Origin of the sequence: Mycolicibacterium vaccae NBRC 14118 = CIP 105934, from assembly GCF_001552715.1 — a bacterium.
In the GTDB taxonomy this organism is placed as follows: Bacteria; Actinomycetota; Actinomycetes; order Mycobacteriales; family Mycobacteriaceae; genus Mycobacterium; species Mycobacterium vaccae.
Map to the genome: position 1 here is coordinate 1 of NZ_BCRS01000009.1, position 26743 is coordinate 26743.

The window sequence follows — 26743 nt, forward strand, 5'->3', positions numbered from 1 at the left end:
TGTTCCAGCGCCGCCGCCACCTCGTAGCGCGGCGCGGCCAGCCGCTCGGCGGTGGCGCGCAGCACCCGGGCCCGCGGGTCCTCGGCCCGGTACACCCGGTGCCCGAAGCCCATCAGCTTCTCGTCGTGGTCCAGGATGCCCTTGACCACTGCGCGCGCGTCGCCGGTCCGCTCGGCCTCCTCGATCATGGGGATCACCCGCGCGGGCGCCCCGCCGTGCAGCGGGCCACTCATCGCCCCGATCGCACCCGAGAGCGCGGCGGCGACATCGGCCCCGGTCGACGCGATGACCCGGGCGGTGAACGTCGACGCATTCATCCCGTGCTCGGCGGCACTGACCCAGTACGCGTCGATCGCCTCGACGTGCCGCGGATCCGGGTCGCCCTTCCACCGCGTCATGAAACGTTCTGTGACGGTGTGGCATTCGTCCACCGCGCGCTGCGGGATGGCGGGCCGGTAGATGCCGCGCGCAGACTGGGCGACGTAGGACAGCGCCATCACCGACGCGCGGGCCAGCTGGTCGCGCGCGGTGTCGTCGTCGATGTCCAGCAGCGGTGGGTAGCCCCAGATCGGCGCGAGCATCGCCAGGCCGGCCTGCACGTCGACGCGGACGTCGCCGCTGTGGATGGGCAGCGGGAACGGTTCGGCGGGCGGCAGCCCCGAGCCGAAGCGGCCGTCGACCAGCAGCCCCCAGACGTCACCGAAGGTGACCCGCTGGGCCACCAGGTCCTCGATGTCGACGCCGCGGTAGCGCAGTGCGCCGCCGTCCTTGTCCGGTTCGGCGATCTCGGTCTCGAACGCCACCACGCCCGCCAGTCCGGGGGCGAAATCCTTCGGCACCGTGGTCATGGGCCGATTGTTGCACCCGCGTGCGGCGTAGCGTCTGGCATGTGGGCACTTCTGACTACCTGGCGCAGATGCGGGTCGAATACGGGTCGGTGGAGAAGGACGGCAGCGGGGATCTCGACGCCGACTGGCTCGACGGCGGCTGGGTGGCGCTGCTGCACCGGTGGCTGGCCGACGCCGAACAGGCCGGTGTCGCAGAGCCCAACGCGATGGTGGTCGCCACCGTCGACGCGCGGGGCCGGCCCGTCACCCGCAGCGTGCTGTGCAAGAGCGTCGAGGAGAGCGGAGTCTCGTTCTACACCAACTACGACTCGGAGAAGGGCGAGCAACTGGCCGCCGTGCCGTACGCGTCGGCCACCTTCCCGTGGTACCTGGTCGGCCGGCAGGTCCACGTCCGGGGCGCCGTCACCAAAGTCTCTGCCCAGCAGACCGCCGACTACTGGCGTAAGCGTCCGCGCGGCTCGCAGCTGGGGGCATGGGCGTCCCAGCAGAGCCGGCCCGTGGAGTCCCGCGCCGCGCTGATGCGGCAACTCGTCGAGGTGACCGAACGATTCGCCGACCTGGACGAGGTCCCGGTGCCCCCGCACTGGGGCGGCTACCTGATCGCCCCCGAGGTGGTGGAGTTCTGGCAGGGGCGGGAGAACCGGGTGCACAACAGGATCCGCGTCCGGGACGGGCGAATCGAACGTCTCCAGCCGTGACCTGGCCGAATCGGCGGTCTCGCCACTCGTCGCAACGCGCCGTTCCGCCCTGTGGGCATGCCTTACCGGGATAGCATCCGGGTCGTGGGTGATTCGTGGGGGGAACCGGCGCTCGGCTTGCGGGAACGCAAGAAGCGCCGGACCCGCGCGACACTGATCAACGCCGCGCTGGGGCTGTGCGACCGTCAGGGATTCGACCGCACCACGGTCGACCAGATCGCCGCCATCGCCGAGGTGTCCCCGAGAACGTTCAGCCGCTACTTCGCCACCAAGGACGCGATCGTGCTCGCCCTCGTCGACGAGGTGCATGCCCGCACCGCTGCCGAGTTGGCTGCCCAGCCCCGATACCTGACCCATCTGGAGGCGCTGCGGCGCGCCTATGTGGCGATGGCCGAGGCGACCAAGCGGGCCCCGGAACACGGGCTGTCGGCCGAGCGGTTGCTGCAGATCCTGCGGATCACGGGGTCCTCGCCGACGTTGCGGCAGGCCGCCGTCGAGTATCGCGCCAGCGCGGTCGACCAGGAGGTCGCGGCGCGGATGGGCACCACCGTCGACGACCGTCGGGTGAAAATACTCGCCGCGGTATGGGGCGCGTTGTTGCTGACGGCGCTGCAGGATCTGAACGTTCAGGCCGGACCAGGCGCGCTGGTCACCGTCGACGACGTCATCGCGGCGTTCCAGTCGACCTATTCGGAGTTCGTCGGGGAAATCGCTGGTCTCGGGCAGCCGGTCTGACCCTGTGACGGCCCCCCGCGGGCGTGCATCCTGGAATGGGACTACCTTCTGTAGGCAGACTCCGCGACTTGCGACCGACCCGACAGACTTGAAGGGAATCCAGTGGCCGATAACGCCGACGCCGGGCAGGAGCACGCCACCCTGGTCTACCCAGGAGGCGAGCTCGAACTCGACATCGTCAAAGCTTCCGAAGGCGCAGACGGCATTGCGCTGGGTTCGCTGCTGGCCACGACCGGCTACACGACCTATGACGGCGGCTTCGTCAACACGGCATCGACCAAGAGCGCCATCACCTACATCGACGGTGATGCCGGCATCCTGCGGTACCGCGGATACCCGATCGAGCAGCTCGCGGAGAAGTCGACGTTCATCGAGGTCAGCTACCTGCTGATTTACGGCGAACTGCCGACCGCCGAGCAGCTGGAGAAGTTCACCACGCAGATCCAGCGGCACACGTTGCTGCACGAGGACCTCAAGCGGTTCTTCGACGGCTTCCCGCGCAACGCGCACCCGATGCCGGTGCTCTCCAGCGCGGTCAACGCGCTGAGCGCCTACTACCAGGATTCGCTCGACCCGTTCGACCCGCACCAGGTCGAGCTGTCGACGATCCGGTTGCTGGCCAAGCTGCCGACGATCGCGGCGTATGCGTACAAGAAGTCCGAGGGGCAGCCGTTCCTGTACCCGGACAACTCGCTGACGCTGGTGGAGAACTTCCTGCGGATGACGTTCGGCTTCCCGGCCGAGCCCTACGAGGTCGACCCCGAGATCGTGCGGGCCCTGGACATGCTGTTCATCCTGCATGCCGATCATGAGCAGAACTGCTCGACCTCCACGGTGCGCCTGGTCGGGTCGTCGCAGGCCAACCTGTTCACGTCGATCTCCGGCGGGATCAACGCGCTGTGGGGGCCGCTGCACGGCGGCGCCAACCAGGCCGTGCTGGAGATGCTGTCGAAGATCCGCGACGGCGACGACGATGTCGCGACCTTCGTCAAGAAGGTGAAGAACCGCGAGGACAACGTCAAGCTGATGGGCTTCGGCCACCGGGTGTACAAGAACTACGACCCGCGGGCGCGCATCGTCAAGGAGCAGGCCGACAAGATCCTCGGCAAGATCGGCGTGCAGGATCCGCTGCTCGACATCGCCAAGGAGCTCGAGGAGATCGCGCTGACCGACGACTTCTTCGTCGAGCGCAAGCTCTACCCGAACGTGGACTACTACACCGGCGTGATCTATCGGGCCATGGGCTTCCCGACCCGCATGTTCACGGTGCTGTTCGCGCTCGGCCGGCTCCCCGGCTGGATCGCACACTGGCGGGAGATGCACGGCGAGCCGAACAAGATCGGCCGGCCGCGGCAGATCTACACCGGCTACACCGAGCGCGACTACAACAACATCGACGCCCGCTAACTCACCCTCACCCTCGCCTCGGCGAGCGTGCGTGTCTGCGGCCGACACGCCGCGGCCTGGGCTAACTCGGCGCACGCTCGCGGCGGCGTACGCGCACGCTCGTCAACGACGAACGTCACAGCGCCGTCACTTGCCCCGTCGACAGTTGTAGTTTCACAATCGTTGGGTGAGTACCCCGGTCGGCGCGATGACGCCCAGGCGCAAGGCCATCATCCTGGTGTCCTGCTGCCTGAGCCTGCTCATCGTGTCGATGGACGCCACCATCGTCAACGTCGCGATCCCGTCGATCCGCCAGGATCTGTCCGCGACGCCGGCGCAGATGCAGTGGGTCGTGGACATCTACACGCTGGTGCTGGCCTCGCTGCTGATGCTGGCCGGGGCGACGGGGGACAGGTTCGGTCGCCGACGCGTGTTCCAGACCGGGCTCGCCCTGTTCGCGCTCGGATCGCTGGCGTGCAGCCTGGCGCCCACCATCGACGCCCTGATCGGCGCCCGCTTCCTGCAGGGCATCGGCGGGTCGATGCTCAATCCTGTTGCGCTGTCCATCATCTCGCAGATCTTCAGCGCGCCGGTGGAGCGCGCACGGGCGCTGGGGATCTGGGGCGGTATCACCGGCATATCGATGGCTGCCGGGCCGATCGTCGGCGGCCTGCTCATCGAGACCGTCGGCTGGCGCTGGGTGTTCTGGATCAACCTGCCCATCTGCGCGGCGGCGATCCTGCTCACCGCGCTGTTCGTTCCGGAGTCGAAGTCGGCCACGATGCGCAACGTCGACCCGATCGGCCAGGCCCTGGCGATCCTGTTCCTGTTCGGCACGGTGTTCGCCCTCATCGAGGGGCCCGTGCTGGGCTGGAGCAGCCCACGCGTGATCGCGATCGCCGCCGTCGCCGCGGTCGCCCTGGTGGTGTTCCTGCGGTTCGAATCGCGCCGTCACGACCCGTTCCTGGATCTGCGGTTCTTCCGCAGCATCCCGTTCGCCGCCGCCACCGTCAACGCGGTCAGTGCCTTCGCCGCATGGGGGGCGTTCCTGTTCATGATGTCGCTGTACCTGCAGGGCGAGCGGGGGTTCTCGGCCATGCACACCGGCCTGATCTACCTGCCGATCGCACTGGGTGCGCTGCTGTTCTCGCCGTTGTCGGGCCGGCTGGTCGGCCGCTACGGGGCGCGGCCCTCGCTCGTGGTGGCGGGGGTGTTGATCACCGCGGCGGCGACGATGTTGACGTTCCTGACCGCGACGACGCCAGTGTGGTGGCTGCTGGCGATCTTCACGGTGTTCGGCATCGGCTTCTCGATGGTCAACGCGCCGATCACCAACGCGGCGGTCAGCGGGATGCCGCTCGACCGGGCCGGGGCGGCGTCGGCGGTGACGTCGACGAGCCGTCAGGTCGGGGTGAGTGTCGGTGTGGCGCTGTGTGGTTCGCTGGCCGGATCGGCGATGGCGGCCGGCGGCGCCGATTTCACCACGGCTGCCCGTCCGCTGTGGTTCGTCTGTGTCGCGCTGGGTCTGGTGATTCTGGGGGTCGGTCTGTTCGCGACGTCGCAGCGGGCGCTGCGCTCGGCGGAGCGGCTGGCGCCACTGGTGTCCGGCGCGGCGGATCCGGTGACCGGTGCCCATGTCCGGTAACCCGGCCGCAGACGACGTCTGGCGCGACCTCGCGTCGCTGGTGCTCGATCACCGCGACCGGTGGCGACGCGCGGTGGTCGAGGCGACGGGCCTGCCGTTCAGCCGGATCCGCATCCTCAAGCGGCTGAGCAGAACCCCGATGACGGTCAAGCAGCTCGCCGCCGCCGCCACGGTCGACGCGCCGGCGGCCACGGTGGCGGTCAACGATCTGGAGGAGCGTGGTCTGGTGGTGCGCCGCACCGACCCGTCGAACCGGCGCTGCAAGCTGGTGTCGCTGACCGACGCCGGCCGCGACACGGTGCGGGCGATCGACGCCGTGCACGACCCGGCGCCCGACGTCCTCGCCGCGCTGGACCCGGCCGATCTCGCGTCGCTGCGCGCGATCCTGAACAAGCTGGGCTAGTTGTTCAGCGCGGCCATCGCCGCGTTGTGTCCGCCGATCCCCGAAACGCCGCCGCCGCGGCGAGAACCCGATCCGCACAACAGTATTCGTTCGTGGGTGGTGGCAACTCCCCAACGCTGAGCCGGTGTGCGGAGTTCCTCGTCGTCCTCGGCGAACGGCCACGACAGCGCGCCGTGGAAGATGTTGCCGCGGGTCATGCCCAGGGTGTGGTCCAGGTCGGCGGTGGTCTTCGTCTCGATGCACAGCCTGCCCTCGCCGTCCTGCATCAGGACGTCCTGGATCGGCTCGGCAAGAACGGAATTCAGTGAATTCAACGCCGCGGAGGTCAGGGTGTCGCGCAGGCGCTGCGGCGGTGCCGATGCGGTCAGGTCGTGCGGGGTGTGCAGGCCGAACACCGTCAGCGTCTGGGCGCCCGCCGACCGCAGTGATTCGGACAGGATCGTCGGATCGGCCAGTGTATGGCAGTAGATCTCGCACGGCAGAGGGTCGGGCACCGAGCCGGCGGCCGCCTGCCGGTACGCGGCGTCGAGTTGCCCGTAGGTCTCGTTGATGTGGAACGTGCCGCCGAAGGCCTGTTCTGGGGTGACCTTCTGGTCCCGCAGACGCGGCAACCGGGTCAGCATCAGATTCACCTTGACCTGTGCACCGGGAGCGACCTCGGGTTCGTCCTCGCCGAGCAGGCGGGCGAGCACCGCAGGTGTGACGTTGGCCAGCACATGCCCGCCGGCGACCACATGCTCGGCGTCGCCGTGGCGGTAGCGCACCTCCCCGTCCGGGGTGATCGCGTAAACCTCTGCACCGGTGATGATCTCGGCGCCGAATCCGCTGGCGGCCGCGGCCAGTGCGCCGGACACCGCCCCCATCCCGCCGATCGGCACGTCCCAGTCTCCGGTGCCGCCCCCGAGTAGGTGGTAGAGGAAACAGCGGTTCTGCGCCAGGGACGGTTCGTCGAGTCGGGCGAACGTCCCGATCAACGCGTCGGTGGCCATCACGCCGCGGACCAGATCGTCGTGCACGGCCGAGGTGATGGCTTCGCCCACGGGGGCTTCGATCATCTGCCGCCAGCCGGTGCGCGCGTCGGCTCCGGCGGCGCCGGAAACCGCGGCGAACATTTGCGAGCGGGTGCGCAGCGGCTCGGTCAGCGTCGGCCACATCGTCGAGGTGACGGCCCGGCAGCGCCGGTAGAAATCGTCGAAGCCGGCTTCGTCGGTGGCCGCCCCGATCGCGGCGAACGTCGACTCGGGGCCGATCAGCAGGCCCGTGCCGCCGCCGTCGGACGGGTTGGGCGTGTAGGACGAGTAGCGGCGCCGGGCCAGCCGCACCCGCGCACCGAGGTCGTCGACGATGCGGCGCGGCAGCAGGCTGACCAGGTAGGAGTAGCGGGACAACCGGGCGTCCACCCCGACGAACGGGTGCTGCGACACCGCCGCCCCGCCGACATGGCCGAGACGCTCCAGGACCCGCACGCTGCGCCCGGCCTGCGCCAGGTAGGCCGCAGCGACGAGCCCATTGTGCCCGCCGCCGACGACGACGGCGTCAACGCGCGTCACGACGATGCCTCCTCAGTTGAGGTAGCCCTCGACCTCGCCTTCGGGCCGGACCTGCGCGTCCTGCGGGTCACCTCCGCTGGCGCGCAGAGCCCGGCGTTGCCGCAGCAGATCCCAGCACTGGTCGAGCTGCACCTCGATCGACTGAAGGCGCTTGTGCTCCTCGGACTCGTCGATCTCGCGGTGCTGCATCTTGTCGCGCAGGGTCTTCTCCTCGGAGATCAACTCGTTGACCCGGGCGAGGATGTCTCGGTCAGATGCCACCCCGTCAGTCTGCCCCACCCGGTCCTGTCTGCCCAGTGCTTTGACGGCTGATCGCTCTTGGGCGTCAGACATCCTCCAGTCTGATGCCCTTGGTCTCGTTCATGAAGATGCACGCCACGCCGGTGAGCGCCGACAGGACCATGATGTACACGCCGAATACCCAGCCGAGGTCCCAGCTCAGCAGCAACTGATTCAAATACGGTGCGGTACCACCGAAAACCGCGACCGAGAACGAGTAGGCGAACCCGATGGACTGCGTGCGGAGGTGGGTGGGAAAGCTCTCGGAAAGCGTCGAGGACAGGATGCATGCCGGGATCGCGACCACCAGCAGCGCCACCGTCGTCGCAACCAGCAACGTCCAGCCTTCCGAGGAGATGAGCATCGTCAACGGGATCTGCAGGACGAACATCAGGACGGCGAACGCGGCCAGCATGGGCCGGCGACCGATCGAATCGGACAGCCGGCCCAGGAACGGCAGCGACAGCAACGCGACCGCCTGCGCGATCACCAGCATCCAGTAGGCGGTGTCGGGATCCATGTCCTGCTGCGTGATCGCGTACGTCGATACGTAGGACGTCCAGGTGTAATGCGCGGCAGTGATTCCCGAGGTCATGGCGATCATCAGCAGGATGGCCCGTACCACCGTCCTGCGCGGCACCGAAGGTGGCTCAGCGGTCTGCTGGTCGGCGTCGAAGACGTCACTCTCGTCCATGCTGCGGCGTAGGTACAGCGCGACCAGCGCGAGCACGGTGCCCAGCAGGAACGGGATACGCCAACCCCATTGGCCGACAGCGGGTTCGGTGAGAGTGGTGGTGATGACCCCGCCGACGGTGTACGCCAGGATCGAACCGCCGAAAATGGCGATGAAGGCGACGCTGCCCCACATGCCGCGACGATTGGGCGGGGCGATCTCGCCCACGTAGGAGTACGCGGTCGCCGACTCGCCGCCGTGGGCGAAGCCCTGCATCATCCGTGCGAGCAACAGCAGGGCCGAGGCCCATGTGCCGATCGCCGCGTAGGTGGGCATGATGCCGATCAGCAGGCTGCCGGCGGCCATCATGAGCATGGTGGTGACGAGCACGAACTTGCGGCCGCGCTTGTCGGCTATCCGGCCGAACACGATGCCGCCCAGTGGGCGCATCAGGAAACCGACGGCGAACACCGCGAGCGTCGACAGCAGAGCTGACACCGGATTGTCCTGGCTGAACATCGCGGCGGCGATGAACGGCGCGAAGACCGCGTAAGCGCTCCACTCGTACCACTCCAGGACGTTTCCCACGGAACTGGCAACGAGGGACTTCTTGCGCGACGACATGGTCGGCGCAGCCTTTGTCTCGCCGGTGATCCTGGTGGTCATCGTGGGTCACTTTCTCGCGAGATGCAGTGGCATCGCGGGGTCATTGCCGGAGTTCGGCTCGTTTGATCTTTCCGGTCGGTGTCTTGGGGAGTTCGGCGATGACATGCACGGTGCGCGGCCGTTTGTAGGCGGCGAGCCGTTCACGGGTGAAGTCGATGAGCTCGTCTTCGGTTGCGCTCGCGCCTGGTTGCAACGCGACGTAGGCGACCACCGCCTCGCCCTGGTAGTCGTCGGGATGGCTGACAACGGCGACTTCGAACACCGCGGGATGCTCGTAGAGGGCGTCCTCGACCTCGCGCGGCCATACCTTGTAGCCGGACACGTTGATCTGGTCTTTCAGCCGATCCACGATGTACACCCAGCCCTGCTCGTCGATGAGTGCGACGTCACCGGTGCGGAGCCGGCCATCGGGCATCGTCGACATGGATGCGTCGGGGTTTCGCCAGTAGCCGGAAACAACCTGCGGCCCAGAGACTTCGAGCTCACCGGCGACCCCGGGAGGTGTCGGATTCCCAGCCGGATCGAGGGTGCGCAGGAGCACCCGGGGTAGGGCGAGCCCGACCGACAGTGACCCGCTCGTCGCGTCCACCGGAGCCTCGGCGCCCGGGGGGACGGCGATGACGCCGGCGGTCGTCTCGGTCATGCCGTAGGCGTTGTGGATGTAATGGCCGAAGCGGGCCGCGAACGCTTTGACGGTGGCCGGGGGGATGGGCGCGCCGCCGGAGTACAACGTCTTCACCGATTCGAAGTGCTCGGCGCTCGCCAACGGGAGCGCCGAGATCGCGTTGAACACCGTGATGGAGCCGATGGTGTAGGTCACCCGGTGCTCGACGAAGGCGTCGAGGGTCACTGCGGCGTCGAACCTGTTCGCGAACACCAACAGACAGTCGCGGACCAGAGCCACCGCGGCGTTGAGCATGGCACCGGTGATGTGGAACAGCGGAGCGACGGCGAACACCACGTCGCCGTCGGTGAGGCCGGCGCGATCGCCGAAATCGAGTGCCGTGGCGAGCACATTCGCATGGGAGTTCATTGCGCCCTTGGGTGGACCGGTCGTGCCCGAGGTGTAGGCGAGCAGCGCCAGATCGGCACCGGCGGGCGGGGCCGCGGCAGGCCTGCGGCCACGGTTGCGTCGGATGAGGTCCAACAGATCGTCGGCGGCCGTCGTAGGCCGCGCCGTGGACCGGACCACCCGCGGGTCGTTCCGCGACTGGAAATCGAGGCCACTGGTGCTGATCGTGAACCGGACACGGCTGCCGCGCAGGGTTTCCGTGGTGGCCGCAACGTCGTGTTCGTCGCAGACGATTCCCACCGGTTGCGCGTCGTCGACGATGGCGCGCAGTTCGCGCCCGCGGTACATCGGGTTGAGGAGCAGCGCGGCCGCACCGATCTTCCAGAGCGCCAGGAACGTGATCGCATACTGGGGGATGTTCTGCAGATAGATCCCGACGCGGTCGCCGGGGGAGACGCCCATGTCGGACAACGCGGCCGCAAGCGCGTCGGAGGCGTCGTCGACCTCGCGAGCGGTGAGGACCGTGTCGAAGTATCCGATGGCGGGATGGTCGGGGTGGCGATCCACGCGGGTGCGCCACGCATCGACGATGCTCTGGACGGGGGACGTGCCGGACGCTGAGGACATCTCCACCCCCTCGTCCACTACCGGGTCCGCCGCGCCGACATGTGCCTAGGAACCGATGTCTGCAGGAGCCGGCACCGGCGTGTCCAGGTCTTGTAGCCCCGATACGTCCGGCTTGCCGTCGCCGATGTCTTCGAATATCCCCACCATCCGCGGCGCATACCCTCAGCGCTCGCGGGTAAACGGATCGCTCGTCTGCGCGCCCGCCCGTACCGCGACCGGTCGTCACAGCCAGGCAGTACTGTGGCGTCGTGGCTTCCAAACCCGAGATCGAGTTCATTGACGGACCCCCGCCGGAGGAGCTGGTCATCACCGACCTGGTGGTGGGCGACGGCGCGGAGGCAGTCCCCGGCGGCAACGTCGAGGTGCACTACGTCGGGGTGGAGTACGACACCGGCGAGGAGTTCGACAGCTCGTGGAACCGTGGTGAGTCGATCGAGTTCCCGCTGCGCGGCCTGATCCAGGGCTGGCAGGAGGGCATCCCCGGGATGAAGGTCGGCGGTCGCCGCCAGCTCATCATCCCGCCCGCGCTGGCCTACGGTCCGGCAGGCGGTGGGCACCGGCTCTCCGGCAAGACGCTGATCTTCGTCATCGACCTGCTCAACGCCCGCTGAGACTGCCCCCGGAGGCTGCCCGCTAGCGCTGGCCGCCGGGTCCGGGCAGCCGCAGCAGCAGGCGCGCCCCGCCCAGCGGGCTGGCCGCCAACGTCGCTGTGCCGCCGTGCAAGTCGGCTTGCTGCGCGACCAGCGCCAGGCCGAGGCCCGAACCCGAGTGCGAGGCCGTCGACCCCCGGGCGAACCGGTCGAACACCACCGTGCGTTCCTCTTCGGGAACCCCGACGCCGTCGTCGTCGACCGCGATCTCCACACCTTCACGCGAGCTGACCGCCGACAACTGCACACGCGACGCGCCGCCGTGCTTGACGGCGTTGGCGATCGCGTTGTCGACGGCCAAGCGCAGCCCTGCGGGCAGCCCGACGATGATCACCGTCGGCGCGGGCACCAACGACACCTCGAGGTCGGGGTAGACGCGCATCGCGTCGTGCGCCGCCCGGTCGAGCAGTTCGGTGATGTCGACCGGCACGTGGTCGTCCTGGGTGGACAGCTCACCCTGGGCGAGACGCTCCAGCGCGCCGAGGGTGGCCTCGATCCGCGACTGCGTGCGGATGACGTCGTTGACGACCTCTTTGCGGCCCTCCTCGGAGAGGTCCAGCGTCGCCAGCACCTCGAGGTTGGTGCGCATCGCGGTCAGCGGGGTGCGCAGTTCGTGCGCCGAGACCGACGCGAAGTCACGCGCCGACGTCAGCGCGGCCTTGGTCCGCCCCTGCTCCTCCCACACCCGTTCCACCAGCCCCTTGACCGCGTCGGCGATCTCGACCGCCTCGGTGGCACCGCGGATGTCGATGTCGGGGGCCTCGTCGCCGGCGTCGATCTGGCGGGTCTGCTGGGCCAGCCGCCGGAACGGACGCACCGCGAACGCGGCCAGCAGCCACCCGCCGAACGTCGCGGCCCCGACCGCCAGCGTGCAGATGATCAGCACCCGGCGGTGCAGGTTGTTGGTGTCGGCGATCGTCGACTCATAGGTGGCGCCGACGGCCACCGACATGGGTTCGGGCGCCGACAGCTGCACCGTGCGCACCCGGTAGCGCACCCCGTCGACATATGTGTCGGCGTAGCCCGGCTCCAGTTCGGGCAACACGACGTCCGAATTGGAGGTCACCTGCCCGCCGCTGCGCATGGTGATGACCGCATCCTGGTCGTTCGGCGACTTCGGGATCTCGTCGAGCCCGCGAGGCAGGAACGGGATGGCGAAGCCGGCCGCCTCGTCGAGCCGGCGGTCCAGTCGCTCCTTGCGGTCGTTGGTGATGCCCACCCAGACGACGGTGCCGACGATCCCGACGACGATCGCGGCGGCGATGGCGGTGGCGAACGCGACCCGCGTGCGCAGTGACGGTGTGCGACGGAAGATGCGGGACAGCGCGACCATGACCTATTGCTGCCTGAGCACGAATCCCACCCCGCGCACGGTGTGCAACAGCCGCGGTGCGCCGTTGGCCTCCAACTTGCGCCGCAGGTAGCCGATGAACACGTCGACCACGTTGGTGTCGGCGGCGAAGTCGTATCCCCACACCAGCTCCAGCAGCTGCGCGCGGGACAGCACGGCGGTCTTGTGCTCGGCGAGCACGGCCAGCAGATCGAACTCGCGCTTGGTCAGGTCGACGTCCACGCCGTCGACCCGGGCACGCCGGCCCGGGATGTCGACTTCGAGCGGGCCGACCGCGATGGTCTCCGACGAGAACGTCGCCGTCGACCCGCGCCGCCGCAGCAGCGCCTTCACCCTGGCCACCAGCTCGGCCAGCACGAACGGCTTGACCAGGTAGTCGTCCGCGCCGGCTTCCAGCCCGGCGACCCGGTCGTCGACCGATGAGCGCGCCGAGAGCACACACACCGGCACGTCGTTGTCCATCGCCCGCAGCGCGGTCACCACGGACACCCCGTCCAGGACGGGCATGTTGATGTCGAGGACGATCGCGTCCGGTCGCGTCTCGGTCGCGCTGCGCAGCGCCTCGGCGCCGTCGACGGCGGTGAAGACCTCGAATCCGGACAGTCGCAGGCCGCGCTCGAGCGAGGCGAGCACGTCCGGATCGTCGTCGACCACGAGCACCCGGGGTGAGCCCACGCCACTTTCCATGGACGCAATCTTGCCCGATGAAGCGGCACCGTCGTGGGAGGTAGGCCCGCGGATCGCCGACCGGTGGTCGCGGGAAGCGATTGACCTCAATGTTTGTTCAGGTTCTACGGTGAAAACATGAGCTTGGAAACGGTCGCCCGGCAGTCGTTGTACCGGCAGACCCATGCCCGGGGCGGTGACCTGCATTCGCTGGGGGACCGCCGGTTGCTCGGCAGGATCTGGCGCTTCGCCGCCCGGCACCACCGGAGGCTGGGGGTGTTCGTCGCGGTCAGCGTGGTGGGCGCGGTGCTGACGGTGGCGACCCCGCTGTTGGCGGGACGGGTGGTGGACGAGATCACCGGCGCGGGCACCGTCGCGGTGGTGGTCGCGCTGGCTGCGGTCATCGCGGCGGTCGCGGTCGCCGAGGCGGGGGTCGCGCTGCTGACCCGGTGGCTGTCGTCGACCATCGGTGAGGGGCTGATCCTCGATCTGCGCACCGCGGTGTTCGACCACGTGCAGCGGATGCCGGTCGCGTTCTTCACGCGCACCCGCACCGGCGCGCTGGTCAGCCGGCTCGGCAACGACGTGATGGGTGCACAGCGCGCGTTCTCCGACACCCTGTCCGGCGTCGTGGCCAACCTGGTGACGTTGACGTTGACGCTGGCGGTGATGCTCAGCATCTCCTGGCAGATCACGCTGGCGGCGCTGGTGGTGTTGCCGCTGTTCCTGATCCCCGCGCGCCGCATCGGCGCCGCGATGGCGCGGCTCTCGCGCGAGGCCGCCGCCCACAACGCGACGATGAACACCCAGATGACCGAACGGTTCTCGGCGCCCGGCGCGACGCTGGTGAAGCTGTTCGGCGACAGCGCCGCGGAATCGCTCGAATTCGGTGTGCGGGCCGGTCGGGTCCGCGACATCGGGGTGCGCACCGCGATGCTGCAGTCGACGTTCATGAACTCGCTGACGTTGATGTCGGCGCTGGCTCTGGCGCTGGTCTACGGGCTCGGCGGGGCGCTCGCGCTCGGCGGGCAGCTGCAGGCGGGCCAGATCGTGTCGCTGGCGCTGCTGCTGACCCGGCTGTACGCGCCGCTGACCGCGCTGGCCAACGCCCGGGTGGAGATCGCCACGGCGCTGGTCAGCTTCGAGCGGGTTTTCGAGGTGCTCGACCTGGTTCCGCTGATTCAGGAACGTCCCGGCGCGGTCGAGGTGCCGCGGGGACCGGTCACTGTGGAATTCGACAACGCCCGGTTCTCGTATCCGGCGGCCGATCAGGTGTCGCTGGCCTCGCTGGAGGAGGTCGCCGAGCTGGACGACCGCGGCGGGCAGGAGGTGCTGCACGGCATCTCGTTCACGGCGCGGGCCGGGCAGGTGGTGGCCCTGGTCGGGTCGTCCGGGGCGGGTAAGTCCACGATCGCGTCGCTGGCGGCCCGCCTTTATGACGTCGATTCGGGGGCGATCCGGCTCAACGGCACCGACATCCGGGACGTGACGTTCGCGTCGTTGAAGCGCACCGTCGGCATGGTCACCCAGGACGGTCACCTCTTCCACGAGTCCATCCGGGCCAATCTCACCCTGGCGGTGCCGGACGCCACCGACGACGAGCTGTGGGAGGCGCTGCGGCGAGCCCGCCTCGACGACGTGGTCGCGGCGATGCCCGACGGCCTGGACACGGTGGTGGGGGAGCGCGGCTACCGGCTCTCGGGCGGGCAGCGGCAGCGGCTCACGATCGCGCGGGTGCTGCTGGCGTCCCCGCAGGTGGTGATCCTCGACGAGGCCACCGCATCGCTGGATTCGGAGTCCGAGGCCGCGGTGCAGGACGCGCTTTCCGAGGCGCTGGCCGGGCGCACGTCGATCGTGATCGCCCACCGACTGTCCACGGTGCGCGCCGCCGACGTCATCCTGGTCGTCGAGGACGGGCGCATCGTCGAGCACGGCGACCATCAGCAGCTGTTGGCGCGCGGCGGCCGGTACGCGCAGCTGTACCGCACCCAGTTCGGTGTCGCCCGCCGAACGTGCACCCCGGCAGGCCCGCACTCGAACTCCCGCTGCCGTGATGCGGGTTCGGAGGAGTTAACCACTTGCGCCCAATGGGAAGATGTCCTAAGTGGCTGACACCCGGGACTCCCTGTATGCGCCGCCCGCGATCGCGCCCCCACCCGAACGGGTGAGACCAAGCTCGGATCTGTGGCGGATGCTGCCGTACCTGCTGCCCTACCGCGGTCGCTGGATCGCGATGATCGTCATCGCACTGGCCAGCCTGGCGGCCACGATCTCCATCCCGCTGATGACCAAGGCCGTGATCGACGGTCCGGTGCGCCACCAGGACCAGCAGGGCCTGTGGGTGGTCGGCGCCGCGGCGGTCGGCGTCGGCATCACCGAAGCGGTGCTGTGGTTCATCCGCCGCTGGCTGGTCGCGCGCGCCACGATGGGCGTCGAGGCCGACATCCGCAAACAGCTCTACGCGCGGCTGCAGATCCTGCCGATGTCCTTCCACGGCCGGTGGCAGTCCGGTCAGCTGCTGTCGCGAATCATGAACGACCTGAGCACGATTCGCCGATTCTCGTCGTTCGGCCTGATCTTCCTGATGCTGAACGTCCTGCAGATCACCATCGTGACGGCGATCCTGCTGGTGATGTACTGGCCCCTCGGCGTGATCGTCCTGGTGTCGATCGTGCCGATCACGTTGACCGTGCTGCACTTTCAGCAGGAGTACACCCGGCTGTCCCGGCTCGCGCAGGATCAGGCCGGCCACGTCGCCACCCACGTCGAGGAGGCCGCGCTGGGCCTTCGCGTGGTCAAGTCGTTCGGCCGCGAGGACTACATCTACCAGCGGTTCGACGAGCAGCTCACCGACCTCTACGACACCCAGGTCCGCCGGGTATCGGTGTCGGCGAAATTCTGGACGCTGCTGGAGATCATCCCCAACCTGACCCTGATCGTGGTGCTCGGCTTCGGCGCCTACGCGGCCGGGCACGGGTACGTGACGATGGGCACCCTGGTCGCGTTCATCACGATGATGCTGTCGCTGGTGTGGCCGATCGCGTCGCTGGGTTTCCTGCTGTCGATGACCCAGGAGTCGTTCACCGCGGCCAACCGCATCGCCGAGATCTTCGACGCACCATTGGAGATCACCGACGGGCCGCGTACCCAGGCCCCGCAGAGCGGCCGGCTGGAACTCGTCGACGTGGGCTTCCGGTTCCCGGACTCGGACGAAAGTACGCCGTCCGGCGAGCCGGACACATGGGTCCTGCGGCACGTGAACCTGACCGTCGAACCGGGGGAGACGGTGGCGCTCGTCGGTGCCACCGGGTCGGGCAAGTCGGTGCTGGCCGGGCTGCTGTCGCGGCTCTACGACGTCACCGAAGGGCAGATCCGCATCGACGGGCACGACATCCGGGAGCTGTCGCTGGACGCGCTGCGCCGCACGGTGGCCACCGCATTCGAGGACCCAACACTGTTCTCGATGTCGGTCGCCGAGAATCTGACGCTGGGCCGTTCCGGAGACGATGCGGCCACCGACGCCGAGGTGCGCCGCGCCGTCGAGGTCGCTGCCGCGCAGTTCGTCTACGACCTTCCCTTCGGTCTGGACACCCGCATCGGCGAGCAGGGCATGAGCCTGTCCGGCGGTCAGCGCCAACGCCTTTCGCTGGCCCGCGCGATCCTGGCCGCACCCCGCATCCTGGTGCTCGACGACACGCTGTCCGCGCTCGACGTGCACACCGAGGCGATCGTCGAGGAGGCGTTGCGCCGGGTGCTGCACGAGGTGACCGGCATCGTGGTGGCGCACCGCGCCTCCACGGTGCTTCTCGCCGATCGGGTGGCGCTGCTGCAGGACGGCACCATCACCCATACCGGCACCCACGCCGAACTGCTTGCCCGGGTGCCCGCGTACCGCTACCTGCTGGCCGCCGACGACGAGCTCGACGACGGCAGCGAACGCGAATGCGCCTGGGAAGACGACTATTCGCGCGACGAGCAGACGATCGGACAGGAAGAGCGCGCCCGACTCGACCACGACGAGGAACTCGGCCGCCTCGACCAGGAGATCCTGGGGAGGCGCGGGTGAGCTCCGGAACCGACTGGCGCGGAAAATTCGACGACCACCAGGATCTGCCGATCGACGAGACGGTGCCGCGACAGCGCGAGGCGCGGTCGCTGCTGTACTCGCTGCTGCGCCCCTACCGCTGGGTGGTCGCCGCGCTGGCGGTCGTCGTCGTCGTGGAAAACACCGCTCGCCTTTCGGTTCCGCTGCTGGTGCAGAAGGGCATCGACGACGGGATCCCGCCGCTGCTCGACGGCGGACCCGCCACCACGCTGCTGACCATCGTCGCGGCACTGTGCGTGGTGGTGGCGGTGCAGGCCACCAGCCGGATGTACTTCCTGCGCCGGTCCGGACGGATAGGCCAGAAGGTGCTGCTGGAACTGCGCCGCCGCGTCTTCCGCCAGTTCGCCCGGCTCGACATCGCCTTCCACGACCGCTACACCTCGGGCCGGGTGGTGAGCCGGTCCACCAACGACGTCGAGGCCATCCAGGACATGCTGGAGACCGGGTTCGACAGCCTCATCACCGCGGTGCTCACCATGTTCGGCACTGCGGTGCTGCTGGTGGTGCTCGACGTCAAGCTCGGTCTGATGTGCCTGGCCGCGTTCCCGATCCTGGTGCTGTTGGTGTGGTGGTTCCAGCGGGAGTCGTCCAAGACCTACCGTGAGGTCCGCGAGGTCTCGGCGCTGGTGATCGTGCAGTTCGTCGAGACGATGACGGGCATCAAGGCGGTGCAGGCCTACCGGCGCGAGCCGCGGAACCAGCAGATCTTCGAGGACATCGCCGACCGCTACCGCGAGATCAACGAGAAGACGTTCAAGCTGCTGGCCGTGTTCATGCCGGCGGTCAAGCTGGTCGGCAACCTGACCACCGGCGTGGTGTTGATCTACGGCGGCTACCGCGTGCTGCACGGCGAGATGACCATCGGCACGCTCGCGGCGTTCCTGCTGTACCTGCGGATGTTCTTCGAGCCGATGCAGGAGATCTCGCAGTTCTTCAACACCTTCCAGTCGGCGGCGTCGGCTCTGGAGAAGCTCGCCGGGGTGCTGGCCGAGAAACCGGCCATCAGCGACCCTGCCCACCCGGTCGAACTCGGGACGGTCCGCGGCGAGATCGCCCTGCGCGACGTGAAGTTCGAGTACGTGCCGGGCCGGCCGGTGCTTCCCGGGCTCGATCTGGTGATCCCGCCGGGGCAGACCGTCGCGCTGGTCGGCACCACGGGTGCGGGCAAGACCACCATCGCCAAACTGATCACCCGGTTCTACGATCCGGTGTCCGGAACGGTCTCGCTGGACGGGGTGGACCTGCGTGACGTGACACAAACCGAGTTGCGGCGCAACGTCGTGATGGTGACGCAGGAGAACTTCATGTTCGGCGGCACCATCGCCGACAACATCCGGTTCGGCAGACCCGACGCCACCGACGACGAGGTGCGGGATGCGGCCCGCGCGGTGGGCGCGCACACCTTCATCGAGGCGCTGCCCGACGGATACGACACCGACGTCGCCAAACGCGGCGGCCGGTTGTCGGCCGGGCAGCGTCAGCTGGTCGCGTTCGCGCGGGCGTTCCTGGCCGACCCCGCGGTGCTGATCCTCGACGAGGCGACGTCGTCGCTGGACATCCCGAGTGAACGAATGGTGCAGCGGGCGCTGGAAACCGTGCTCGCCGACCGGACCGCGGTGGTGATCGCGCACCGGCTCTCGACCGTGCAGATCGCCGACCGGGTGCTGGTACTGGAGCACGGCCGCATCGTCGAGGATGGCGCGCCCGAGGAACTCACCGCCCGCGGCGACGGGCACTATGCGGCGTTGCACCGCTCCTGGGTGCAGTCGCTGGCGTAGCGGCACCGCCCCCCGGCACCTCCCCGCCGAGCACCTCCCCGCCGAAACCGCATTCCATGCGCGGAATTCCGCGTGGCGGCCTACTGGAATGCAATCTCGGCGGGGTCAGCGGAAGTCGGTGAAGAACGCGGCGACGTCGTCGACGAACAGCGCGGGCTGCTCGAACGCCGCGAAGTGGCCGCCGCGCGGCATCTCGGTCCATCGGGTGATGTTGTAGTTGGGCTCGCACCAGTGCCGCGGTGACCGCAGGATCTCCTTCGGGAACGCCGCGACCCCGGTCGGCAGCGTGACCGCGCCGCCGCCCGCGAAGCTGCCGAAGCTCTCCCAGTAGAGCCGGGCCGAGGAGGCCCCGGTGCCGGTGGCCCAGTACATCATCACGTTGTCGAGCAGCTCGTCTCTGGTGAGCACGTTCTCGGGATGGCCGTCGCAGTCCATCCACGACCAGAACTTCTCGACGATCCACGCCAGCTGTCCCACCGGGGAGTCGACCAGGCCGTAACCCAGCGTCTGCGGCCGCGTCGACTGTTGTTTGGAGTAGCCGGAATCCCACCGCTGGTAATAGCCGAGCCGCTCCAGCGCGGCCTGCTCGTCGGCCGTGGGCTCGCCGAGGTTCTTCGGACGCCGTCCGATCGGCATGTTGGTGTGGATCGCCACGCAGTGCGCGGCGTTGCGGCCGATCTGGGTGGTGACCGCCGCGCCCCAGTCCCCGCCCTGCGCGCCGTAGCGCCGGTAGCCGAGCCGCACCATCAGTTCGTCCCATGCCGCGGCGATGCGCTCCACACCCCAGCCCGTGGCAGCCGGTTTGCCGGAGAAGCCGTAACCGGGTAGCGACGGGCACACCACGTGGAAGCCGGCGTCGACGAGCGGCCCGATCACCTTGTGGAACTCGACGACCGAGCCGGGCCACCCGTGGGTGATGAGCAACGGGAAGGCGTCCTCGCGCGGGGACCGCTGGTGGATGAAGTGGATGTTCAACCCGTCGATCTCGGAGGTGAACTGATCGAACCTGTTCAGCGCGCTTTCCCTTGCCCGCCAATCGTATTCGTCCGCCCAGTACGCGGCGAGCTCTTGGGTGTAGGACAGCGGCATGCCCTGGCTCCAGTCGTCGACGCACTCGGCGTCCGGCCACCTGGTGCGGTGCAGTCGATCCTTGAGGTCTGCGAGGTCGCGGTCGGAGATCGAGATCCGGAACGGCGAGATGTCGGCCATGATCCATCCTGACACTTGCATAATCACAGGTTGTGGGGACCCCGACGCTCATCCTGATCGCCACGACGGCCTTGGCCGCGTGCGTCTGCCTCGGTGCCGCCGTCTACGAGGCGCTCGTCGTCGACCCGTACTGGCCCAGGCGGCCCGGCATCATCCAGTCGCACAACGGCGGCATCTCACGGGTCCGCTTCTGGCTGCCCGCGCCGCTGGTCTTCGAGGTGCTGCTGGTCATCACCCTGGTCATGACGTGGGGTGACGCCGACGTCGGCGTCGCGTTGCTGGTCGCGCTGGCCAGCCAGGCGGCGATGCGGTTGTGGACGCTGTTCGACCTGATCCCGCAGGCGGCGCAGTTCGAGCGGACAGACCCCGCCGACGTCGACGAGGCCGCCGCGGTCCGGTGGACCAGGAAGAATCTGCTGCGACTTCCGTTGCTGATGATCACCTCCGGCGCCATGCTGACCGCGCTGGCCCTCGCGTGATCGGGTCCTCACCCGACGAACACAATGTCTAGGAGCGCTGCGCTGCCTGCCGGTGTGGTGGGATTGGCGGGTGTCAGACGGTTCGACGCCCGATGTGGCGGTAACAGCGCGGGCGATCACGATGCGCGGGCCGTGGGGGCCGGTCTACGGTCCGCTCGACCTCGATATCACCGCCGGCGGGGTCACGGTGCTGCTGTGCCCGCCCGGTTCGGGACGCACCGCGCTGCTGATGACGCTCGCGGGCCGGATGCGTCCGGTGTCGGGATCGCTGTCGGTGTTCGGGCGCACCAGGGTGCGGGACATCTTCGCCAACGCCGCACTGGCCGGTATCGACGAACTCGACACCGTTGCCGAGTCGGTGACGGTGCGTGACCTGATCACCGAGCAACTGCGCTGGGATGCCAAGTGGTACAAGATGATCGGGCGTGCCGGCGAGGACGATCTGGAGCGGGTGTGCCGTCCGGTGTTCGGTGAGCTTCCGTTGCCTCCGTTGTCCGAGTTCGTCGAAGAGCTCACCGAACTCGACGGGCTGCTGCTGCGCGTCGCGCTGGCCAACACCGGTCGGCCGCCGTTGCTGGTGGTCGGAAACCTGGAACAGGTCACCAGTGACCGCAGCCGGGATCTGCTGGTGGCCAGACTGGTCGAGCTCGGTCGCGACCAGACGGTCGTCACCGCCGGTGTCAACGATGTGCGGGGCCATCCAGTCGTCCAGATCGAGGTCGAGAACGCCACCCGCGCCGAGCTTGCGGAACCGCAGAAAGGTGGTGCCTGATGGCGCTTGCCGGAATGTCATTGGGCACCGACCTCAAGCGCTATTCCCGAGGGCTCATGCCGCGGATCGCGCTGATCACCATCATTCTGATGCCGTTGCTGTACGGCGCGATGTATCTGTGGGCGTTCTGGAATCCGTTCGCCGAGGTGAACAAGGTGCCGGTCGCTCTGGTCAACGAGGACCGCGGAGCGTCGGTCCAAGGGCAGCCGCTGCGCGCCGGGGACGAGATCGCGGCCGCGCTGATGCAGTCGGGGCAACTCGACCTGACCGAGATGTCAGGGGAGCAGGCCGCCGAGGGGGTGGCCAGTGGCGACTACTACTTCTCGATCACACTGCCACCGGATTTCAGCGAGCGTGTCGCGTCGCCCGAGGGCGATGACCCCCAGCAGGCCCAGATCCGGTTCACCTTCAACGACGCCAACAACTACCTGGCGACCATCATCGGACAGAACGCTTCCCGGGATGTGCTCAACGAGGTCAACGCGAAGATCGGTGAGAGCACGGTCGGAAATGTGTTGAGCGGGCTCAGCGACGCGGGCCGTGGGCTCGAACAGGCCGCCGACGGCGCGCAGCAGTTGGCCGGCGGATTGGATGCCGCCGACGACGGTGCCCGGCGCCTGGCCACCGGTGCGGGCGCTCTGTCGTCGGGTCTGGCCACCGCCCGGGCAGGGTCAGCCGAACTCTCCTCGGGCACAAAGCAATTGATGGGCGCCGTGGACACCGCGACGGGCCCGTTGTTGGAGGTCCTCGATCGCGTCGGCAGCCTGCAGCTGAACCCCGATGACGTGGCGTTCGCTGCCCAGCATCTGTCCGGCGCGGTCCGTTCGACGACCGAACGCATCGCCGCGCTGAACATCAACAGTGCGCAGGCGGCGGCCATCGTCGATCAAGCCGTCGGGTTCCTGCAGGCCAACCCGGATCCGACGGTGCGCGACGCGGGCCAGGCACTTGTCGGGGCGCAGCGGCTGCTGCGCTCTCAGGGCATCGACCCGACCACCGACGAGGGCCTGCTTCGGCTGCGCGACAGCGCAGCCCGGCTGGAGAGCGAGTTCGGAGACCCGGGTAGCAGGCTGCGTGTCTTCCTCACCAGAGCGCTCAACGGCGGTCTGCGGTCCGATGTCGTCACGCTGCGAGACGGGGTTCAGCGGTTGAACGCCGGCGCCCGACAGCTCGACTCGGGGCTGGTGCAGTTGGCCGCCGGTGGGCATGAACTCTCCTCAGGGGCAAGTCAACTCGCGGACGGGACCGGGAAGTTGCGTGACGGTGGCCACGAACTGGCCACCAAACTGCAGGAGGGCACCAGGCAGGTGCCGTCGTGGACTCCGCAGCAACGGGCCGACGTGGCGCAGACTCTGGCGGCGCCGGTGGGGCTGGACGTGGTCAACACCAACCCGGCGGCCACGTTCGGCACCGGCTTTGCGCCGTTCTTCATGCCGCTGGCGCTGTTCATCGGTGCGCTGATCATCTGGATGCTGTTGACCCCGTTGCAATCCCGTCCCGTGGTCAACGGGCTGGGGGTATTGCGCGTGGTGCTGGCCTCCTATTGGCCCGCGCTGTTGGTCGCGGTCTGCCAGGTGGTCGTGATGTACGCGGTCGTGCACTTCGGAGTGGGTCTGAACGCCAAGTACCCGTGGGCCACGCTGGCCTTCCTGGGGTTGATCGCCGGCACGTTCCTGGCGCTGATCCAGGCGTTCAACGCGCTCTTCGGGGTGGCCGTGGGTCGCGTCGTGACCCTCGCGTTCCTGATGCTGCAGCTGGTCTCGGCAGGAGGCATCTATCCGGTGGAGACCACTGCCAAACCGTTCCAGATCATCCATCCGTTCGACCCGATGACCTATGCGGTCAACGGTCTGCGGCAGCTGACCGTCGGTGGGATCGACTCGCGGCTGTGGATCGCGATCGTGGTGCTCTCCGGTCTGTTGGTCATCTCGTTGGCGGCCAGCGCATGGTCGGCGCACCGTAACCGGCAGTACACGATGGATCGACTGCACCCTCCGATAGAGGTATGACGCTCCACCCGCCGTAGCGAACCCCCTGGGTGCCTGTAGCTGGGGACGTGCGTGCGTGCTATAGCCGTCGGCCACGCATTTGCGCAGTTGAGGACACTGCACTGCGTTGCCGAGGGCGGTTCTGACGTTGACGAAAAAACTTCCAGCAACATCTGTGAAAACACAACAACTTGAACTTACTTAGCAGTAATATCGCGGCTTGCTGGATCCAACTCGACAAACAGGAGCTGTATGTACACCACCCTTCGTCCGTATGCGACCGCCGGTGTCGCGATGCTCGGCGCGAGTGCCATCGCCATCGCCCCCGTGGTGGTGGCCCCGGCGATGCCCGACCTCAGGGTGGCAGACCCGGCGGTGGCGCTCAGTGCGGCGATCGACCCGCTGACCCCGCTGCTCGACCTGTTCAACAAGTCCGAGGTCAACTTCGCGAACCTCGCCGGCGCCTGGCTGGAAGCCCCGGCGCCGATCCTGCAGCAGATCATCGCCAACCAGATCGGCTACCTCGGCGAGCTGCCCGACATCGGCGCGATTCTGAGGCAGATGGGAACCAACGTCGGCGCCGCGCTGGGTGCGCCGTTCGCCGAGGACATGAGCACGCTCGCGCCGTTGCACGCGTCCATCTACGACCTCATCCTCGACGGAGTACCCGGGGCGATCGAGCCCGCGCCGCCGCAGCTGGTGCCGCTGTTGAAGTTCACCACCACCTACCTCAGCGGTGCGCTGGTCGGACTGGCCGGCCTCGTGATGAACCCGGTGCTGGCCTTGGGCGGGAGTATCCACTCGGTCTTCCAGAGCCTCGGCGGGGAGAACGCGGACTTCGCAGCTGCTCTGAACACGTTGATCAACATCCCCACCACGATGGTCGACGCGTTCCTCAACGGCGGTCAGACGATGATGGTCACCCCGTTGCTCACCGCCCTCGGCCTGAATCTCCCGATCCCCGGCATGGAGGTCGAGTTGGTTTTCGGCGGGCTGCTCAGCGGGGGCGGTTCGATGTTCAACAGCCTCAACATCATCTTCGATCCGAACAACCCCGCCGAGGTGCTTCCCGGGCAGGGTGCTGGGTTCATCGGATCTCTGATCGGCCTGACCAAGGCCATCGCGAAGGCCATCGGCTGGGACGGGCAGGGCAATCCGCTGGCCCCGCCACTGACCACCCCCGCGCCGTCGCTGCGGGATGCCGCTGACACGTCGATCCTTGCCGGCCAAACGATCACGTTGGACACCAATGACCAGGTGGTCGCCGATGACGCGGTGACGGCCGACCCGGCCGTTACCACCGGTGGTGACCCCGAGTTCGTCACGGTGCCAGTGGTTTCCGAGTCCGCCGAGGATGAGACGGTCGAGGAGGAAGCCGTCGGGGACGAGCCCGTGGAGGCCGCCGAGCCCGAGCTTGAGGCAGGCGCCGACGAGGAGACCGTGCCCGGCGAAGAAGCCGACGAGGAGGCCGGTGACGACGCCGACGACGCAGCCGACGACGCAGCCGACGAGAAGGCCGACGAGAAGGCCGACGCAGGCAGCGACGACGCAGGCAGCGACTCCGATGGCGACTCGGACAGCGGCTCGGGCTCGACCGGCGGCTCCGACGCCGGCGAGTAGCCGCACCCCCTGACCGCACCTACCCGGTCAAGCGCCGAAATTGCATTCCGTGCGCCGATTTAACGAAATCGCCCGCGTGGAATGCAATTTCGGCGCGCTGTGCGCGGCGCGCTCGGCGCTCGTCAGGTGGGTAGGCCGATACGGCGGTAGCGCTCCAGCCGGGCGGTCAGGCGCTGGTCCTCGGGGATCGTGCGAACCCGGTGCAGTTCGGTCGCGATCGTCGCCGACAGCCGCCGGGTGAACGCCTTCGGCTCGTCGGCGGCATCGGGGTGCTCGGGCACGATGGCATCGACGATGCCGTTGCGCAGCAGGTCCACCGACCGAATACCCTGTGTGGCAGCAAGTTCCGGGGCATGGTCGACGTCGCGGAAGACGATTGCGCTGGCCCCTTCCGGCGGCAGCGGAGCCAGCCACCCGTGCAGCGCGGCCAGCACCCGGTCGGCGGGCACCATCGCCAGCGCCGGACCGCCGCTGCCCTGCCCGAGTAGCACCGAGATCGTCGGGGTGTCGAGGGTGACCAGCTCGGCCAGGCAACGTGCGATCTCGCCGGCCAGTCCGCCCTCCTCCGCCTCGGCCGACAACGCCGGACCCGCGGTGTCGACGACGAGCACGAGCGGCAGCTTCAGACCCGCCGCCAACGCCATGCCCCGGCGCGCCTCCCGCAGCGCCGCCGGGCCTACCAGACCGCCGACCACCCGCTGCTGCCCGAGCACCACCGCCGGTTGACCGCCGAACCGGGCCAGCGCGAGCAGCATGGCCGCCGCTTCTCCCTGGCCCGTCCCCGACAGCAGCACCCGTTCGGTGGCGCCGTACCGCAGCAGCGCGCTGACGCCGGGCCGGTCGGGACGACGGGAGATCTCGACCGACTCCCAGGCAGGGATGTCCGGCACCGGCTCGGGCGTCGGGGCGCCCGGTGGTTCGCCGGGGGCGTCGGAGACGACCTTCAGCGCGCGGTCGAGCGTGGCGCGCAGTGCGTCGAGCGGGATGACGGCGTCGACGACGCCGTGGCGTTGCAGGTTCTCGGCGGTCTGGATGCCCGGCGGGAACGGCTCGCCGTAGAGCTGCTCGTACACCCGCGGGCCCAGGAATCCGATCAGCGCGCCGGGTTCAGCGGCGGTGACGTGCCCGAGTGAACCCCAGGATGCGAACACCCCGCCGGTGGTCGGATGCCGCAGGTACACCAGATAGGGCAGGTGGGCCTTCTTGTGCAGCTCGACGGCGGCGGCGATCTTGACCATCTGCAGGAACGCGACCGTGCCCTCCTGCATGCGGGTGCCGCCCGAGCTCGGTGACGCGAGCAGCGGCAGTCGCTCGGCGGTGGCGCGCTGCACCGCGGCGGTGATGCGTTCGGCCGCGGCCACCCCGATGGAGCCGGCCAGGAAGTCGAACTCGCAGGCCACCAGAGCCACCCGCCGGCCGAAGACCCGGCCCTCGCCGGTCAGCACCGATTCGTCGAGGCCTGTCGCGGCTGTGGCCTCGTCGAGTTCTTCGCGGTAGGCCGCCGAGACCGGCACCGCCGGCGGGGGTCCGTCCCAGCTGACGAAGGACCCGTCGTCCAGCAGGGCGTCACGCAGCGCCAGGGCGCGGATCCGGCTCACAGGAA

Annotated in this window: 22 protein-coding genes; 13 read left to right on the forward strand and 9 right to left on the reverse strand. The window is 68.6% G+C overall.

The features are described 5' to 3' along the window. Positions 1–848: citrate synthase 2 (locus MVA01S_RS03120; protein ID WP_060941540.1), on the reverse strand; the 848-nt coding region annotated here is incomplete at its 3' end. 68 nt (positions 849–916) lie between these two features. Here MVA01S_RS03120 and pdxH point away from each other — a divergent pair. From pdxH to MVA01S_RS03145, 5 genes are all read left to right on the forward strand, one after another. Then, complete coding sequence (gene pdxH, locus MVA01S_RS03125) at positions 917–1546, forward strand: pyridoxamine 5'-phosphate oxidase (protein ID WP_040541126.1); 630 nt, start codon at positions 917–919, stop codon at positions 1544–1546. 84 nt (positions 1547–1630) lie between these two features. Next, entirely contained in the window at positions 1631–2281 is a 651-nt protein-coding gene (locus tag MVA01S_RS03130; protein WP_003930170.1) for a TetR family transcriptional regulator, read from the forward strand. 102 nt (positions 2282–2383) lie between these two features. Further along, the gene (locus tag MVA01S_RS03135) at positions 2384–3688 is read left to right on the forward strand and encodes a citrate synthase (RefSeq protein WP_003930171.1); all 1305 of its coding nucleotides are present in this window, start codon (positions 2384–2386) and stop codon (positions 3686–3688) included. A gap of 187 nt (positions 3689–3875) precedes the next feature. After that, positions 3876–5312 carry an MFS transporter gene (locus tag MVA01S_RS03140; RefSeq protein WP_040541121.1) on the forward strand — a complete coding sequence of 479 codons (1437 nt, stop codon included), beginning with the start codon at positions 3876–3878 and terminating at the stop codon, positions 5310–5312. Further along, positions 5302–5715, forward strand: a complete 414-nt coding sequence (locus tag MVA01S_RS03145) for a MarR family winged helix-turn-helix transcriptional regulator (RefSeq protein WP_003930173.1) — start codon at positions 5302–5304, stop codon at positions 5713–5715. The genes MVA01S_RS03140 and MVA01S_RS03145 overlap by 11 nt, the downstream gene beginning before the upstream one ends. On the opposite strand, the gene MVA01S_RS03150 is transcribed toward MVA01S_RS03145, so the two are convergent. The 4 genes from MVA01S_RS03150 to MVA01S_RS03165 form a co-directional block, all read right to left on the reverse strand. Beyond that, positions 5712–7265, reverse strand: a complete 1554-nt coding sequence (locus tag MVA01S_RS03150; protein WP_003930174.1) for a phytoene desaturase family protein — start codon at positions 7263–7265, stop codon at positions 5712–5714. The genes MVA01S_RS03145 and MVA01S_RS03150 overlap by 4 nt on opposite strands. A gap of 12 nt (positions 7266–7277) precedes the next feature. Further along, the gene (locus tag MVA01S_RS03155; protein WP_003930175.1) at positions 7278–7526 is read right to left on the reverse strand and encodes a DUF2630 family protein; all 249 of its coding nucleotides are present in this window, start codon (positions 7524–7526) and stop codon (positions 7278–7280) included. 64 nt (positions 7527–7590) lie between these two features. Next, a complete protein-coding gene (locus MVA01S_RS03160; RefSeq protein ID WP_003930176.1) occupies positions 7591–8883 on the reverse strand; it encodes an MFS transporter in 1293 nt (430 codons plus the stop codon). Between the two features lie 40 nt (positions 8884–8923). Beyond that, positions 8924–10522 carry a class I adenylate-forming enzyme family protein gene (locus MVA01S_RS03165; RefSeq protein ID WP_040541117.1) on the reverse strand — a complete coding sequence of 533 codons (1599 nt, stop codon included), beginning with the start codon at positions 10520–10522 and terminating at the stop codon, positions 8924–8926. Between the two features lie 248 nt (positions 10523–10770). Between MVA01S_RS03165 and MVA01S_RS03170 the strand changes: the two genes are divergently transcribed. Further along, positions 10771–11133 carry an FKBP-type peptidyl-prolyl cis-trans isomerase gene (locus MVA01S_RS03170; RefSeq protein WP_003930178.1) on the forward strand — a complete coding sequence of 121 codons (363 nt, stop codon included), beginning with the start codon at positions 10771–10773 and terminating at the stop codon, positions 11131–11133. Positions 11134–11155: 22 nt separating this feature from the next. Here the strand turns inward: MVA01S_RS03170 and MVA01S_RS03175 are convergent, their stop codons facing one another. Further along, complete coding sequence (locus MVA01S_RS03175) at positions 11156–12505, reverse strand: HAMP domain-containing sensor histidine kinase (protein WP_003930179.1); 1350 nt, start codon at positions 12503–12505, stop codon at positions 11156–11158. Positions 12506–12508: 3 nt separating this feature from the next. Further along, positions 12509–13210 carry a two-component system response regulator PrrA gene (gene prrA, locus MVA01S_RS03180; RefSeq protein ID WP_040541079.1) on the reverse strand — a complete coding sequence of 234 codons (702 nt, stop codon included), beginning with the start codon at positions 13208–13210 and terminating at the stop codon, positions 12509–12511. A 117-nt stretch (positions 13211–13327) separates the two neighbouring features. On the opposite strand from prrA, the gene MVA01S_RS03185 reads away from it, so the two are divergent. From MVA01S_RS03185 to MVA01S_RS03195, 3 genes are read left to right on the forward strand one after another with little or no spacing between them, the layout of a single operon-like run. Beyond that, the gene (locus MVA01S_RS03185; protein ID WP_040541078.1) at positions 13328–15301 is read left to right on the forward strand and encodes an ABC transporter ATP-binding protein; all 1974 of its coding nucleotides are present in this window, start codon (positions 13328–13330) and stop codon (positions 15299–15301) included. Further along, entirely contained in the window at positions 15294–17255 is a 1962-nt protein-coding gene (locus tag MVA01S_RS03190) for an ABC transporter ATP-binding protein (protein WP_003930182.1), read from the forward strand. The genes MVA01S_RS03185 and MVA01S_RS03190 overlap by 8 nt, the downstream gene beginning before the upstream one ends. Further along, the gene (locus MVA01S_RS03195) at positions 17252–19072 is read left to right on the forward strand and encodes an ABC transporter ATP-binding protein (protein ID WP_003930183.1); all 1821 of its coding nucleotides are present in this window, start codon (positions 17252–17254) and stop codon (positions 19070–19072) included. Before MVA01S_RS03190 ends, MVA01S_RS03195 begins: the two co-directional genes overlap by 4 nt. A gap of 105 nt (positions 19073–19177) precedes the next feature. Here the strand turns inward: MVA01S_RS03195 and MVA01S_RS03200 are convergent, their stop codons facing one another. Continuing rightward, positions 19178–20281 (reverse strand): epoxide hydrolase family protein, encoded by a 1104-nt coding sequence (locus tag MVA01S_RS03200; protein WP_003930184.1) that lies wholly within the window; start codon positions 20279–20281, stop codon positions 19178–19180. A gap of 32 nt (positions 20282–20313) precedes the next feature. Between MVA01S_RS03200 and MVA01S_RS03205 the strand changes: the two genes are divergently transcribed. The 4 genes from MVA01S_RS03205 (at position 20314) to MVA01S_RS03220 (ending at position 25140) form a co-directional block, all read left to right on the forward strand. After that, on the forward strand, positions 20314–20760 hold the full coding sequence (locus MVA01S_RS03205) for a hypothetical protein (RefSeq protein WP_003930185.1): 447 nt from the start codon (positions 20314–20316) through the stop codon (positions 20758–20760). A gap of 121 nt (positions 20761–20881) precedes the next feature. After that, complete coding sequence (locus MVA01S_RS03210; RefSeq protein WP_003930186.1) at positions 20882–21532, forward strand: ATP-binding cassette domain-containing protein; 651 nt, start codon at positions 20882–20884, stop codon at positions 21530–21532. Further along, positions 21532–23541 (forward strand): YhgE/Pip domain-containing protein, encoded by a 2010-nt coding sequence (locus MVA01S_RS03215; RefSeq protein ID WP_003930187.1) that lies wholly within the window; start codon positions 21532–21534, stop codon positions 23539–23541. The genes MVA01S_RS03210 and MVA01S_RS03215 overlap by 1 nt, the downstream gene beginning before the upstream one ends. A 231-nt stretch (positions 23542–23772) precedes the next feature. Beyond that, positions 23773–25140, forward strand: a complete 1368-nt coding sequence (locus MVA01S_RS03220) for a hypothetical protein (RefSeq protein ID WP_003930188.1) — start codon at positions 23773–23775, stop codon at positions 25138–25140. Between the two features lie 122 nt (positions 25141–25262). Here MVA01S_RS03220 and MVA01S_RS03225 read toward each other — a convergent pair whose 3' ends face one another. Beyond that, a complete protein-coding gene (locus MVA01S_RS03225) occupies positions 25263–26738 on the reverse strand; it encodes an acetyl-coenzyme A carboxylase carboxyl transferase subunits beta/alpha (protein WP_003930189.1) in 1476 nt (491 codons plus the stop codon). Positions 26739–26743 lie beyond the last annotated feature (5 nt).

What these genes read in the sequence shown, in the direction of transcription:
- MVA01S_RS03220 (WP_003930188.1), top strand. Translation starts at nt 23,773, where the DNA reads ATGTACACCACCCTTCGTCCGTATGCGACCGCCGGTGTCGCGATGCTC.
- MVA01S_RS03200 (WP_003930184.1), bottom strand. Translation starts at nt 20,281, where the DNA reads ATGGCCGACATCTCGCCGTTCCGGATCTCGATCTCCGACCGCGACCTC.
- MVA01S_RS03215 (WP_003930187.1), top strand. Translation starts at nt 21,532, where the DNA reads ATGGCGCTTGCCGGAATGTCATTGGGCACCGACCTCAAGCGCTATTCC.
- pdxH (WP_040541126.1), top strand. Translation starts at nt 917, where the DNA reads ATGCGGGTCGAATACGGGTCGGTGGAGAAGGACGGCAGCGGGGATCTC.
- MVA01S_RS03210 (WP_003930186.1), top strand. Translation starts at nt 20,882, where the DNA reads ATGCGCGGGCCGTGGGGGCCGGTCTACGGTCCGCTCGACCTCGATATC.
- MVA01S_RS03145 (WP_003930173.1), top strand. Translation starts at nt 5,302, where the DNA reads ATGTCCGGTAACCCGGCCGCAGACGACGTCTGGCGCGACCTCGCGTCG.
- prrA (WP_040541079.1), bottom strand. Translation starts at nt 13,210, where the DNA reads ATGGAAAGTGGCGTGGGCTCACCCCGGGTGCTCGTGGTCGACGACGAT.
- MVA01S_RS03185 (WP_040541078.1), top strand. Translation starts at nt 13,328, where the DNA reads ATGAGCTTGGAAACGGTCGCCCGGCAGTCGTTGTACCGGCAGACCCAT.
- MVA01S_RS03160 (WP_003930176.1), bottom strand. Translation starts at nt 8,883, where the DNA reads ATGACCACCAGGATCACCGGCGAGACAAAGGCTGCGCCGACCATGTCG.
- MVA01S_RS03140 (WP_040541121.1), top strand. Translation starts at nt 3,876, where the DNA reads ATGACGCCCAGGCGCAAGGCCATCATCCTGGTGTCCTGCTGCCTGAGC.
- MVA01S_RS03175 (WP_003930179.1), bottom strand. Translation starts at nt 12,505, where the DNA reads ATGGTCGCGCTGTCCCGCATCTTCCGTCGCACACCGTCACTGCGCACG.
- MVA01S_RS03165 (WP_040541117.1), bottom strand. Translation starts at nt 10,522, where the DNA reads ATGTCCTCAGCGTCCGGCACGTCCCCCGTCCAGAGCATCGTCGATGCG.